At 68.2% G+C, this 12,614-nt stretch carries 10 protein-coding genes and 1 pseudogene; 6 read left to right on the forward strand and 5 right to left on the reverse strand.

Features of this window, described 5'->3' with window-relative positions; all coding sequences use genetic code 11:
• Positions 1–47 precede the first annotated feature (47 nt).
• Positions 48–2,144: an ATP-dependent DNA helicase DinG gene (gene dinG, locus BMX32_RS05145; RefSeq protein ID WP_089975283.1), complete on the forward strand. Its 2,097-nt coding sequence runs from the start codon at positions 48–50 to the stop codon at positions 2,142–2,144.
• Positions 2,141–2,686, forward strand: a complete 546-nt coding sequence (locus tag BMX32_RS05150; protein WP_089975286.1) for a HutD/Ves family protein — start codon at positions 2,141–2,143, stop codon at positions 2,684–2,686. The genes dinG and BMX32_RS05150 overlap by 4 nt, the downstream gene beginning before the upstream one ends.
• A gap of 122 nt (positions 2,687–2,808) precedes the next feature.
• Here BMX32_RS05150 and BMX32_RS05155 read toward each other — a convergent pair whose 3' ends face one another.
• Positions 2,809–3,195: a hypothetical protein gene (locus BMX32_RS05155; protein WP_139206674.1), complete on the reverse strand. Its 387-nt coding sequence runs from the start codon at positions 3,193–3,195 to the stop codon at positions 2,809–2,811.
• 88 nt (positions 3,196–3,283) lie between these two features.
• Here BMX32_RS05155 and BMX32_RS05160 point away from each other — a divergent pair, with 88 nt between their 5' ends.
• The 4 genes and pseudogenes from BMX32_RS05160 (at position 3,284) to BMX32_RS05170 (ending at position 4,563) form a co-directional block, all read left to right on the forward strand.
• Positions 3,284–3,820 carry a lipocalin family protein gene (locus BMX32_RS05160; RefSeq protein ID WP_089975292.1) on the forward strand — a complete coding sequence of 179 codons (537 nt, stop codon included), beginning with the start codon at positions 3,284–3,286 and terminating at the stop codon, positions 3,818–3,820.
• Positions 3,821–3,877: 57 nt separating this feature from the next.
• Positions 3,878–3,934, forward strand: a pseudogene (locus BMX32_RS19050) (SEC-C metal-binding domain-containing protein); the annotation flags it as partial.
• Positions 3,935–3,970: 36 nt separating this feature from the next.
• Positions 3,971–4,261, forward strand: coding sequence for a YchJ family protein (locus BMX32_RS05165; protein WP_343123852.1), 291 nt, complete (start codon positions 3,971–3,973; stop codon positions 4,259–4,261).
• Positions 4,258–4,563, forward strand: coding sequence for a WYL domain-containing protein (locus BMX32_RS05170; protein ID WP_089975297.1), 306 nt, complete (start codon positions 4,258–4,260; stop codon positions 4,561–4,563). Before BMX32_RS05165 ends, BMX32_RS05170 begins: the two co-directional genes overlap by 4 nt.
• 158 nt (positions 4,564–4,721) lie before the next feature.
• Here the strand turns inward: BMX32_RS05170 and BMX32_RS05175 are convergent, their stop codons facing one another.
• From BMX32_RS05175 to gltB, 4 genes are all read right to left on the reverse strand, one after another.
• Positions 4,722–5,516, reverse strand: coding sequence for an SDR family NAD(P)-dependent oxidoreductase (locus BMX32_RS05175; protein ID WP_089975299.1), 795 nt, complete (start codon positions 5,514–5,516; stop codon positions 4,722–4,724).
• Positions 5,517–5,739: 223 nt separating this feature from the next.
• The gene (locus BMX32_RS05180; protein ID WP_089975302.1) at positions 5,740–6,498 is read right to left on the reverse strand and encodes an NRDE family protein; all 759 of its coding nucleotides are present in this window, start codon (positions 6,496–6,498) and stop codon (positions 5,740–5,742) included.
• A 151-nt stretch (positions 6,499–6,649) separates the two neighbouring features.
• Entirely contained in the window at positions 6,650–8,086 is a 1,437-nt protein-coding gene (locus BMX32_RS05185) for an FAD-dependent oxidoreductase (protein WP_089975305.1), read from the reverse strand.
• Positions 8,083–12,531, reverse strand: coding sequence for a glutamate synthase large subunit (gene gltB / locus BMX32_RS05190; protein ID WP_089975308.1), 4,449 nt, complete (start codon positions 12,529–12,531; stop codon positions 8,083–8,085). Before gltB ends, BMX32_RS05185 begins: the two co-directional genes overlap by 4 nt.
• Positions 12,532–12,614 lie beyond the last annotated feature (83 nt).

Consider the following 12,614-nt stretch of genomic DNA (forward strand, 5'->3'; position numbering starts at 1 on the left):
GATAGGGTAACCTTGCAGGGTTATCCCGCTGCTTCCTGCCCCCGACGATGCTCACCGACGACACCAAAGCCGCGATCCGCGCCGCCTATGCGCGGCTGAAGGACGGCCTTGCGGGGTTCCGCGGGCGCGCGGCGCAGCTGAAGATGATCGCCGAGGTCGCGAAGGCGCTGGCCGAGCCGGCCGGTGCGGCAGTGATCGAGGCGCCGACCGGCACCGGCAAGTCGATGGCATACCTGATCGCCGGCCTCGAGGTGGCTCGCGCCCAGAAGAAGAAGCTGGTGATCGCCACGGCCACCGTGGCGCTGCAGGAGCAGCTGGTTCAGCGCGACATTCCCCAGTACCTCGCACTGTGCGGCGTGGAAGCGAAGGTCGCCCTCGCCAAGGGCCGCGCGCGCTACCTCTGCGTGCGTAACCTGCGCATGGCGGGGTCGGAACCGGCGGCGCAGACGGGCTTCGATTTCGACGCGGACCTGGCGCTGTGGTCGCGTCCGCCGGCAGAGCGAGACACCAAGGCCGTGGAGAAGGTGGGCAAGGCCTTCGAGGCACGCGAGTGGAACGGCGACATGGACACCAGTCCCGAACCGCTGTCCGACCTCGTGCGCGGCATGCTCACCACAAGCGCGGGCGGCTGCACGGGTCGCAAATGCGGTTCGTTCGCCGTGTGCCCGTTCTTCGTGGCCCGCCGCGCGATCGGCGAAGCCGACATCGTGGTCGCGAACCAGGATCTCGTGCTCGCCGACCTCACGATGCCGCGCGACGAAGACACGTTCGGCGGCGTGATCCTGCCGAAGCCGGAAGACACGCTATACATCTTCGACGAAGCGCACCATGTGCCCGGCAAGGCGATCGATCGCGGCGCGGCCGACGTACACCTCGCCACGGCCGTGCGACGCATCGGCCGCCTGCAGAACCAGATCCACGGCGCCTATTCGCTCACCGACAAGGAAAGCATCGGCAACCTCACCCTCGAGATGGGCGACGAGAAACTGCTGTTGATGTCGAACGCGCTGGAAGAGATCGAACGCGAGATCCGTCTGTCGTGGACCCCGTCGTCCAGCGAAACGGAGCCCGTGTTCCGCGCGTCGCTGGGGCAGCTTCCGGAGAACTGGAAGATGCACGCCGAGCACCTTCACCTCGTCACGAAGGACATCCAGCGCTGGCTGCGCACGGTGCGCCGTACCGTCGTGGAAATGGAGGCTGGTGGTCCCACGCAGGAGGCCCTGTCGCGCGAGCTGGGCGTGGCACTGGAGCGCCTCGATCGGCAGGTGCGCACGTGGTACGCGTGGTCGACCGACGATCGCGAGAACGCGCCGCCGCTCGCGCGTTGGGTGAGCATGACGCCCGAGCAGCAGCTCGTGTGCCATGCCTCGGCCGTGTCCGCCGGCGGCCTGCTGCGCAGCGTGCTCTGGGACAACGCGTCGGCCGTCGTCATGACCTCGGCCACGCTGAGCGCGGGCGGCAACTTCCGTGGTTTCGCCGATTCGGTCGGCCTGCCGAACGACGCAGTCACCGTCAGCCTGCCCTCGCCTTTCGATCTCGAGAAGCAGGCGACGCTCACCGTGCCCGCGCTGAAGACGCTGCCCGACGACCGCGAAGGCCACGCGCGCGAAGTCTCCGAATGGCTGGCGAAACACCTCGACTGGGACAGCGGCAACCTCGTGCTGTTCACGTCGCGCGCCAAGCTCGACCGCGTGCTGCAGATCCTGCCGATCGAATTCGTGCGCAAGGTGCGTGCGCAGGGCTCGCTGTCGAAAGCGCAGCTGATCGCCGAACATCGCGACGACATCGAGGCCGGCAAGGGCAGCACGCTGTTCGGCCTGGCATCGTTCGGCGAAGGCCTCGACCTTCCCGGCAAGCTCTGCGAAACGGTCGTGGTCACGCAGCTGCCGTTCGCCGTGCCGACGGATCCCGTCGGTGCGACGTATGCCGAATGGCTGGAATCGCGCGGCCGCAATCCCTTCATCGAGGTGAGCGTGCCCGACGCGACGCGCATCCTCACGCAGTACTGCGGCCGCCTTATCCGCACGGAGACAGACACCGGCCGCATCGTGCTGCTCGACCGCCGCGTGGTCACCAAGCGCTACGGCACGGGCATGCTCCGCGCGCTACCGCCCTTCGCGCGCGACATCGAGCGCGTCGCATGACGATCGTCCGGTTCGACGAACTGAAGGCGGTGCCCTGGAAGAACGGGCTTGGCATCACGCGTGAGATCGCGGTGGAACCGTCGGGCGCGACGATGAACGATTTCCTCTGGCGCGTGAGCATCGCGGATGTCGACACCGCCTCGCCGTTCTCGCGTTTTCCCGGCATCGACCGCACGATCGCATTGCTCGATGGCGACGGATTCACGATGACGCTGGATGGCGATCGCTCACACGCGTTGACGACACCTTGCGAGCCGTTCGCTTTCGACGGCGAGGCGCAGGTCGACGTGTCGCTCGCGGGTGGCGCGACGCGGGATTTCAATCTGATGGTGAGGCGCGGGGTGGCGAAAGGGCACATCGATGTCGTGCGCGGCCCGGCCAGCTTCACTTTCGACGACGTCGCGATGCTCCATGTCGCACGTGGTTCGGCCGTCGTCGACGGTGAATCCTGCACGATCGGCGATTCGTCGATCGCTCCTCACGCTGCCACGCTGGACGAGCACGCCACGATGCTGGTCGTTCGAGTCGTCCACAGCCGCTGACTCGCCTCACCGTCATACCGGCGTACGCCGGTATGACGGTGAGGCGCACGAAAGAACGACGCCATACCATCGGCTCTTGCTCTACCGCGCGACGTTGACGCCAGGCTGTGGGCTGATGACGCCTAACGATCGGATGCGGGCCACAGGTCCACCGACGTCAGCTGGAACGCGACGGGCGGCACCGCGCGTTGCCAGGTCTCGATCCCCGGGAACCGCATCTGCAGGTCGGCGACGAGGCGGGCGAACCCGGGCTCGAGTTCCGACACGACGAGAGTGTCGCCGCCTGCCAGGTGGAAGAAGAGGAACACGCGCTCGTGTTCGACGTTGTCGCGGTTACCCGCCTCGATACGCACGATCCGGTCGAGCGGTACGTCGCGGCACTGGAAGCGCGCGGTACACCGCAGGATCGCATCGCTCTCGCGGTCGAAGCGCACGCCCACGGGCGTGGTGAGACGCTCGCGCAGGCGCCTGAGCAGGGGCCTGCGAGCAGGCGGTACAGGATTTCCCATGATGATCGGCCCGCCCCCAGCGGTTCGATTCGCACGACGTTCACTCCGGATAGGCATCGTAGGAGTTCGTCTTGCGGGAATCCAGTTTATGCGCCAGCTCTTCACATTCCTGACAGCCGCGATGGTCGCGGGCGCCAGCCTTGCCAGTACGCCCGTCACCGCCGTCGCACGGCTCGACATCGATCGCTATGCCGGCACGTGGCACGAGATCGCTCGCCTGCCGATGTATTTCCAGCGGAAGTGCACGGGGGCCGTAACGGCGACCTATCGCCCGCTGCCCGACGGCACCGTTGCAGTGCACAACGCGTGCATCACGGCGGATGGCAGCTCCATCGCCAGCGATGGCGTCGCGCGGCGTCCGGAGCCCTTCGCGCAGGGCAAGCTCGAAGTGCGCTTCGCGCCGAAGTGGCTCGCGTGGCTGCCCTTCGTATGGGCCGACTACTGGGTCGTCGCGCTCGACGACGACTACCGTTGGGCCATGGTCGGCCAGCCCGGCCGGAAATACCTGTGGATACTGTCGCGCAGTCCGTCCATGGACAAGGCGACGTTCGAGGCGCTGAAGTCGCGTGCCACCGCGATGGGCTACGACCTGTCCAGTCTTGTCGTCTCCGGAAGCGTGATCTAGTGGCGACGTCACGGAGCGCGTGACAGACTTGCCGCCCTTCCCTCCTCGTGATGTGTCATGGCCGATGCCTGCCCCTGTGATAGTGGCCTCGCGTACGACCGCTGCTGCGGTCCCGCACACGGTGGCACGCCGGCTTCCACGGCGAAGGCGTTGATGCGCTCGCGTTACAGCGCCTACGTGCTGGGCCTGGAGACGTACCTGCTCGACACGTGGCACGCGAGCACACGACCGGATGCGCTCGGGCTGGCGACGCAGTCGCCCAAGCCGACATGGCTGGGGCTTTCCGTCAAGCGCGACGAGAATCCCACGGCGGAAACGGCGATCGTCGAATTCGTGGCGCGCATGCGGATCGGCGGCGGTCGTGCGGAACGCATACACGAGGTCAGCCGCTTCGTGCGCGAAGACGGTCGCTGGTTCTACGTGGACGGCGACCTGTCGTGAATCGTGCCGACACGATCGTCTGCGAGGCCATCGCATCGATGCGCCTGTTGATCGTGGTGTATGGCGGGGCGACGCGGCTGGTGCAGCCGCATGTGTACGGCGACGACCATAGCGGCGCGCGGATGCTGAGTGCCTACCAGCTGTCCGGTGGTAGCACCTCAGGTGCATCGACGGGCTGGAAGTCCTTCAGGATGGATCGCGTGGCATCGGTGGCCTTGAGCGAAGAGCGCTTCCATGCGCCACGTCCGGAGTTTCAGCATGACGACGGAGCATTCGCCCGGATTCTCTGTCAGCTGGGCTGATCGCGAGGGTGTCGCACGCCCATCGCGGCCAAGGCCGCTCCCACATACCCCCTGTGGGAGCGCGCTCGCGCGCGACGGGTGCTCGCGGCAAGCACCCATCGCGGCCGAGGCCGCTCCCACACGAACCCGGTGGGAGGGCACTCGCGGTCCCGCCGAGGTCAGATGATCGAGCGCGTCACGCCGCCGTCGACGCGGATCGCCGCGCCCGTCGTGCCGGAGGCCTGTTCGGAAGCGAGGTACACCGAGACGTTGGCGACTTCTTCCACGCTGAGCAGGCGCTTGATGAGCGACGTCGGGCGGTGTGTCTGGATGAAATCGCGCTCGACGTCTTCCTGCGACTTGCCCTGGTCCTTCGCGATCTTCGCGAAGAAATCGCTGACGCCTTCGGAAAGCGTCGGGCCCGGGAGCACCGCGTTGACGGTGACGCCGGTGCCGCTGAGCACTTCGGCCAGGCCGCGCGACACGCCGAGCTGCGCCGTCTTGGTGACACCGTAGTGCACCATCTCGCCGGGAATCTGCACGGCCGATTCGCTGGAGATGAACTGCACGCGTCCCCAGCCGCGATCCTTCATGCCCTTCGCGTAATGACGCGACAGGCGAACGCCCGAGTTCACGTTCACTTCGAAGAAGCGCGACCACTCGGCGTCGTCGATGTCGAAGAAATCCTTCGGCTCGAAGATGCCGAGGTTGTTGATGAGGATGTCGGTATCGGGCACGGACGCGATAAGGGTAGCGGCGCCTTCGGCGGTGCCGAGGTCCGCGGCGACGCCCGTGACCGTCGCGTTCGGCGCGGCTTTCTTCACCGCGGCGATGGCTTCGTCGACGCGGGCCTGCGTGCGACCAGTGACGACCACGGCGGCGCCGGACTGTGCGAGGCCGGTGGCGATGGCGAGTCCGATGCCGGCGGTGGAGCCGGTGACGATGGCATGACGGGTCGACAGATCGATGTTCATGGGTGCTCCGGGAGAGAAGAAAGTGACTCCTTCATGCTCGGGGTGCCGGCACCGGGAATCAATCGCCGGGAAAGCAAAAGTCTCTGGCGCCAGGACCAAGAACGGCGCGGCCCAGGCCGCAGCGGTACGTCCACGGGAAGCGCGCTGGCGCGCTTTCCACAAGGGACCCGTGGCGAGCACTCTTCGCCAGCAGGCTGGCTCCCACCTGTGGGGTCGGGACGACTCAGGCGTCGAGGCGGGTTTCGCCGTCGGGGACGCCGTTGGGCCCGAACCGCCGCTCGAGGATCGTGGTCCGGTCCTCGTGGTCGACCAGGATCACGGTCGATGCCCGCGTCCCGTACGTCTCGCCGACAATGAACGCGCTGGAGAGGAAACGCTCGCGCTCGATGCCGATACCCGTATCGGGCAACACGTCGTCCGGCCAGCGCCCCTGGTCCGAGAGCATGGCGAACAGCGCATCCGTATCGTCGTGCCTGCCCGACGCGAGCCAGTCGGTCAGGCGGTGGACCAGTGCGCGCGTCTTCGGCCACGGTGCGTTGAAGTCCGCATTGCTCAGCCCGTGGACACCCGCATCGACGGGCTGTGCGCGGGCCGACGGGTGGTTGCCGAGGTAACGGGCATCCTCGCGATCGAAGGTGAGGAGGTTGAACGGGCGATAGTCCGCAGCCGATGCCATCAGTTCGGCGGCATGCTCGCGCACCGGAATGGTCGAGCCGAGGAAGTCGGCGACCAGCAGACCACGGGACAGTCCGCTGTGGTCGGCCGCGAGGTCGCGCACGTTGGTGATGACGCTGACGCGTCCGGGCGAGGCGACGCCCGCCCATGTGCCGCCGGCTTCGAGATCCCGGCCCGCGATGATCTGCGGAGCTTCGTCCCAGGGCGCGAGGGGCGCGGTGGGGCGGGCATGGAATTCGTCGCGATTGGCGACGAGCACGAGGCGCCAGCGCGGGTGCGCGCGCCAGGCGAAGGCGATCAGGCACATGGGGCGGCGGCCTCGGGGAGCATGGCGCCATTCTGCCAAGGCGGCGAGGTGGGCGACAGCCCGGTGGGAGCCAGCCTGCTGGCGAAGGGTGCTCGCGGCAAGCACCCTTCGCCAGCAGGCTGGCTCCCACCCGAGCCCGGGTGCGGCCCGATCAGGCCGCGACGGGTGCCTTCGTGCTCTTGCCTGCCAGCATGCGTGCGATCGATCCGGCGGCTTCGCGACCGTCGTAGACCGCGCGGACGACGAGGTCGGCACCACGCACGTTGTCGCCGCCCGCGAAGATGCGCGGGTTGCTCGTCTGCAACGGCAGGCGGCCTTCGCCGCCGACGGCGATCCGGCCGCTGCGATCGCGCTCGATGCCGAAGGCGTCGCACCAATCGGGCGGGCTCGGCTGAAAACCGAAGGCCTGGATCACGACGTCGGCGCGCAGGTCGGATTCGCTGCCTTCGACGTTCTGCGGTCGCGGGCGACCCTCGGCATCCTCGACGAGCTGCGTCTCGACCACGCGCACCGCGGTGACGCGCTCGCCGTCGCCGACCAGCGCGATCGGCTGGCGCTGGAACAGGAAGCGGACGCCCTCTTCGCGGCTGTAGCCCACCTCGCGGCGCGAGCCGGGCATGCTGGGTTCGTCGCGTCGGTACACGCAGGTGACCGAGGCGGCACCGAGGCGGATCGCGGTGCGGTTGCAATCCATGCCGGTATCGCCACCGCCCAGCACTACCACGTGCTTGCCGGCGAGATCGTATTCGGATGCCGGGGCCTCGTCGCGAAGCAGCCGCTCGGTATTGGCGATAAGGAACGGCAACGCGTCGTGCACACCGCGAAGCTCACGCCCTTCGAGCTGTCCATCCACGTACGTGTAGGCTCCGGTGCCGACGAACACGGCGTCGCAATCCGCGAGCAGCTCGTCGAATTCGATGTCGCGACCGATCTCCACGCCGAGGTGGAAGCGCACACCCATGCCCTCGAGCACCATGCGGCGCGTGCGCACCACGGTCTTGTCGAGCTTGAACGGCGGGATGCCGAAGGTGAGCAGGCCGCCGATCTCGTGCTGGCGGTCGAACACGTGCGCCTCGATGCCCGCACGACGCAAGCGGTCCGCGCAGGCGAGGCCGGCAGGACCGGCGCCGACGATCGCCACGCGGCTACCCGTTTCGCGCACGCGCGAAAGGTCGGGACGCCAGCCCTGTCGGATCGCTTCGTCGGTGACCCAGCGTTCCACGCTGCCGATCGTCACCGCGCCGAAATCGCCCTGTTCCAGGGTGCACGCGCCCTCGCAGAGACGATCCTGCGGACACACGCGGCCGCAGATTTCCGGCAGCGGGTTGGTCTCGTGCATCAGCGTGGCGGCTTCGAAAAGGCGACCGTCCTGCACCAGCTTCAGCCAGTTCGGGATGTAGTTGTGCACGGGGCACGCGTGCTCGCAGTACGGGTTGCCGCAGTCGATGCAGCGTCCCGACTGCGACGCCGCCTCCGACGACGCGAAGTCGCCCGAGATCTCGCCATAGCCGAGCACGCGGACCGCGACGGGCACCGTGCGCGGCGTCTGCCGCGGGAGGTCGAGGAAACGGAAGTCCTTGGCGCTCATGCGGCACTCCGCAGTTCTTCGGCCAGCGCGTCGAGGCTCGCGGCCTTCGGTTTCACCAGCCAGAAACGCTGCAGCAGGCCACGGAAATCGCCGAGCACGCGACGGCCCCAGGCGCTGTCGGTGAGTTCGGCATGGCGCGCGATGAGCTGGCGCAGGTGCTGCATGTAGTGCTCCATGCCTTCGTGGGAAATGCGTACGATGTCGACGAGTTCGTGGTTGTAGCAATCGACGAAGTTACGCTCGATGTCGAGCACGTATGCGAAGCCGCCCGTCATGCCCGCGCCGAAGTTCAGGCCCGTCCGTCCGAGCACGGCGACGACGCCGCCGGTCATGTATTCGCAGCAGTGATCGCCCGCACCTTCGACGACGGCGAGCGCACCGGAGTTGCGCACGGCGAAGCGTTCGCCCGCCTGCCCCGCGGCGAACAGTTCGCCGCCGGTCGCGCCGTAGAGGCACGTGTTGCCGATGATCGACGCGTCCTGGCTGGCGAACGGCGAGTCCGCCGGCGGACGCACGACGAGACGTCCGCCCGCCATGCCCTTGCCCACGCCGTCGTTGGCTTCGCCCACGAGGTCGATGTGCACGCCGCCGGCGTTCCACGCACCGAGGCTCTGGCCCGCCGATCCCGTGAGATGCAGCGTGATGGGCTTGTCGGCCATGCCGGCGTCGCCCCAGCGCCGCGCGACGTCGCCCGAGAGACGCGCACCGATCGCGCGATCGGTGTTGGCGATCGGATAGCGGAACGCGCCACCGAGGCCGTCCGCGATGGCCACGCGCGTGTCGGTGGCGATACGGCTGGCGAGCGCCGCCGGATCGCGCATCGGGTTCCGCGCGAACGTGCAGGCGAAGTCCACCTTTTCACCGAGGCCGTCTTCGGCGATGAGCGGCGAGAGGTCGAGGCGATCCTGGACCGGCGTCACGCCGTCGCGCTGTTCGAGGCGATCGCTCTGGCCGATGAGCTCGGCGAGCGAGCGCACGCCCAGCCGCGCGAGATGGCGGCGCACGTCTTCCGCCACGAAGCGGAAGTAGTTCATCACCATGTCGGGCAGGCCGAGGAAATGCTTCTGCCGCAGCACCGGATGCTGCGTGGCGACGCCCGTGGCGCAGTTGTTGAGGTGGCAGATGCGCAGGTACTTGCAGCCGAGCGCGACCATCGGGCCCGTGCCGAAACCGAAACTCTCCGCGCCGAGCATCGCGGCCTTGATGACGTCGAGACCCGTCTTCAGGCCGCCGTCGGTCTGCAGGCGGACACGTCCGCGCAGGTCGTTCAGGCGCAGCGTCTGCTGCGTCTCGGCGAGGCCGAGCTCCCACGGCGTGCCGGCGTACTTGATCGACGTGAGCGGGCTGGCGCCCGTGCCGCCATCGTGGCCGGACACCGTGATCAGATCCGCGCCCGCCTTGACCACGCCGGCCGCCACGGTACCGACGCCCGCGTGCGCGACGAGCTTCACCGAGACCAGCGCCTGCGGGTTCACTTCCTTCAGGTCGTGGATGAGCTGGGCGAGATCTTCGATCGAGTAGATGTCGTGATGCGGCGGCGGGGAGATCAGGCCGATACCGGGTTTGGCGTAGCGCAGACGCGCGATGGTCGCATCGACCTTGTGCCCCGGCAGCTGCCCGCCTTCGCCGGGCTTCGCGCCCTGTGCGATCTTGATCTGCAGCACCTCGGCGTTCACGAGGTAAGCCGGCGTGACACCGAAGCGACCCGAGGCGACCTGCTTGATCTTCGAGGCGCGATCGGTGCCATAGCGCGACGGGTCTTCGCCGCCCTCACCCGAGTTGCTGCGCGCGCCCAGACGGTTCATGGCGATCGCGAGTGCTTCGTGCGCTTCCGGCGACAGGGCACCGAGCGACATGCCGGCCGAATCGAACCGGCGCAGGATGTCCTCGACCGGCTCGACCTCGTCGAGCGGCACGGCGGTGCCTTCGCGGGGCACGAGCAGGTCGCGCAGCGCCGATGGAGGCCGCGTGTCGACGTGGCGCGCGTACGTTTCGTAATCCTTCCAGTCGCCGGTGCGCACCGCCACCTGCAGGCTCGCGATCACGTCGGGGCCATACATGTGGAACTCGCCGCCGTGCACGTACTTGAACAGACCGCCCGCGCGCAACGCCTGGGCTTCGTCCCAGGCTTCCGCGGCGAGAAGACGCTGCTCGTGCTCGAGATCGGCGAACGTCGAGCCGCCGATGCGCGACGGCGTGCCGGGGAAGCAGAGATCGACCACCTCGGGCGCCAGTCCCACGATCTCGAAGAGCTGAGCGCCGCGATACCCGGCCACCGTCGAGATACCCATCTTCGACAGGATCTTCAGCAGGCCCTTGCGGATACCCCGCCGGTAGTTGCGACCGATCTCGCGAGGCGCGCCCTCGCCGTTACGGATATACCCGCTGCGCCCCATGTCGAAGAGGCTCTGGTACGCCAGCCAGGGGTAGATCGCGGTGGCACCGAAGCCGAGCAGGCAGGCGAAGTGGTGCGGATCGCGCGGCGTGGCGGTCTCCACCATGATGTTGCACTGACAGCGCAGGCCGGTATCGACGAGGCGAGCGTGCACCGCCGCCGTCGCCAGCAGCGAATGGATCGGCAGCAGGTCGCGGCGCGGATAGCGATCGCTCAGGAACACGATGGTCACGCCGTCGCGCACGGCGGCTTCCACGTCGTCGCAGAGACGGCGCAACGCCTGCTCCAGCGTTTCGTCGTCGCCGTACATGAGGTCGAAGCGCGGCGTGTCGGCGTAATCGGGATTCGCGAGGATCTGCCGCAGCTTGCGCTGCGAGAGGATCGGCGAGTTCAGCAGGATCTGCTTCGCGTTCTCCGGACCGAGGTCGAAGATGTTCCGCTCCTGGCCGATCTGCGTCACGAGCGACATCACCAGCCGCTCGCGCAGCGGATCGATCGGCGGGTTGGTGACCTGCGCGAAACCCTGGCGGAAACGGTCGAACAGCGGACGAATCTGCCGCGACAGCACCGCCATGGGCGTGTCGTCGCCCATCGATCCGGTCGCCTCGGCTTCCGTCTCCGCCAGCACTTTCAGCACGGATTCGCTTTCTTCGCGCGACAGGCCGTAGAGCTTCTGGTAACGACGCAGTTCGTCGGCCGGCAGCGGCTCGGCGGCGAGGCTGGGATCGATCAGGTCGGACTCGAGGTAGGTGACGCCGTCGCGCAGCCATTCCCGGAACGGCGCGCGTGCACGATTGATCGCGTCGATGTCGGCGTCGCGCAGCAGGCGGTGTTCGCGGAAGTCGACCGCGATCATCTCGCCGGGCGCGAGGCGGCCCTTGGCGACGATGCGCGACGAGGGAACATCCCAGAGACCGGCTTCGGAGGCGACGATGAGGTGGTTGTCGTCGGACAGCGCCCAGCGCGCCGGCCGCAGGCCGTTGCGGTCGAGCGTGCACGCGGCGTAGCGACCGTCGCACATGACAAGGCCCGCCGGGCCGTCCCACGGCTCGCTGTGCAGCGCGTAGTACTCGTAGAACGCGGAGAGATCCTCGTCGATGTCTTCGCGCGCGGCATAGGCCGGCGGCACGAGCACGCGCATGGCGGTGAGCAGGTCCATGCCGCCCATCAGCAGCACTTCGAGCGCGTTGTCGAGGCTTTCGGAATCCGAACCCTTCTGCCGCACGAGCGGGCCGATGTCGGAAAGATCGACGAGTCCGGAGCGCATGACCGACGTGCGCGCCTGCATCCAGCGCCGGTTCGCGCGAATGGTGTTGATCTCGCCGTTGTGCGCGAGGAGGCGGAACGGCTGCGCGAGGCGCCATTGCGGCGACGTGTTCGTGGAGAAACGCTGGTGGAAGACGACGGCGTCGGCCACCAGCGCGGGATGCCTGAGATCGGGATACACGTCGCGCAGGTGGCCCGGTGCCGCCATCGCCTTGTAACCGATGACCTCGCCCGAGAGCGACACCACGTAGAAGTGGTTGTCGTCCGCCAGCGCGAGCTCGGCGCGGCGGCGCGCGCGGAACAGCGCGGCCTCGAAGGCGGCGGGCGCGAGGCCATTGGGCGCGTCGACGAACACCTGTCGGACGCGCGGCATCGACGCGGCGGCGAGCGGGCCGCACGCGGACGCGTCGACAGCGACGTCGCGCCAGCCCGCGATCGTGAGATTCACTTTCGCCAGCTCGTCTTCCAGCACGCGGGCCGCGGAGTCGTCGCCCGCCGGATCGAGGAACACGAGGCCGCTGGCGAAATGCGTGGCGAGCGGAATGCCCGAGTCGCTCGCGAGCGCGCGCAGCCATTCGACCGGGCGGCGCACGAGAACGCCGCAACCGTCGCCGCTGACGCCATCGGCGTTGACGCCGCCACGATGCGAGAGTTTCGCGAGCGCGGCGAACGCGGTGTCGACCAGCGCGGCGCTGGCGTGGCCATCGATCTGCGCGACGATGCCGAAGCCGCAGCTGTCGTGTTCGAACGCCTCGTCGTAGAGGCGCGGAGTGCCTTGCTTCACCGTCCGCCTCCTGGGGCATGGGTCGTGCTGGGTAAACGCGTGCACACGTGGCCCCGCGACCTGGAACGGTCGACACTCACGTG

Source organism: Luteibacter sp. UNCMF331Sha3.1, assembly GCF_900109915.1.
Lineage (GTDB): Bacteria > Pseudomonadota > Gammaproteobacteria > Xanthomonadales > Rhodanobacteraceae > Luteibacter.

What these genes read in the sequence shown, in the direction of transcription:
- dinG (WP_089975283.1), top strand. Translation starts at nt 48, where the DNA reads ATGCTCACCGACGACACCAAAGCCGCGATCCGCGCCGCCTATGCGCGG.
- BMX32_RS05150 (WP_089975286.1), top strand. Translation starts at nt 2,141, where the DNA reads ATGACGATCGTCCGGTTCGACGAACTGAAGGCGGTGCCCTGGAAGAAC.
- BMX32_RS05155 (WP_139206674.1), bottom strand. Translation starts at nt 3,195, where the DNA reads ATGGGAAATCCTGTACCGCCTGCTCGCAGGCCCCTGCTCAGGCGCCTG.
- BMX32_RS05160 (WP_089975292.1), top strand. Translation starts at nt 3,284, where the DNA reads ATGCGCCAGCTCTTCACATTCCTGACAGCCGCGATGGTCGCGGGCGCC.
- BMX32_RS05175 (WP_089975299.1), bottom strand. Translation starts at nt 5,516, where the DNA reads ATGAACATCGATCTGTCGACCCGTCATGCCATCGTCACCGGCTCCACC.
- BMX32_RS05180 (WP_089975302.1), bottom strand. Translation starts at nt 6,498, where the DNA reads ATGTGCCTGATCGCCTTCGCCTGGCGCGCGCACCCGCGCTGGCGCCTC.
- BMX32_RS05185 (WP_089975305.1), bottom strand. Translation starts at nt 8,086, where the DNA reads ATGAGCGCCAAGGACTTCCGTTTCCTCGACCTCCCGCGGCAGACGCCG.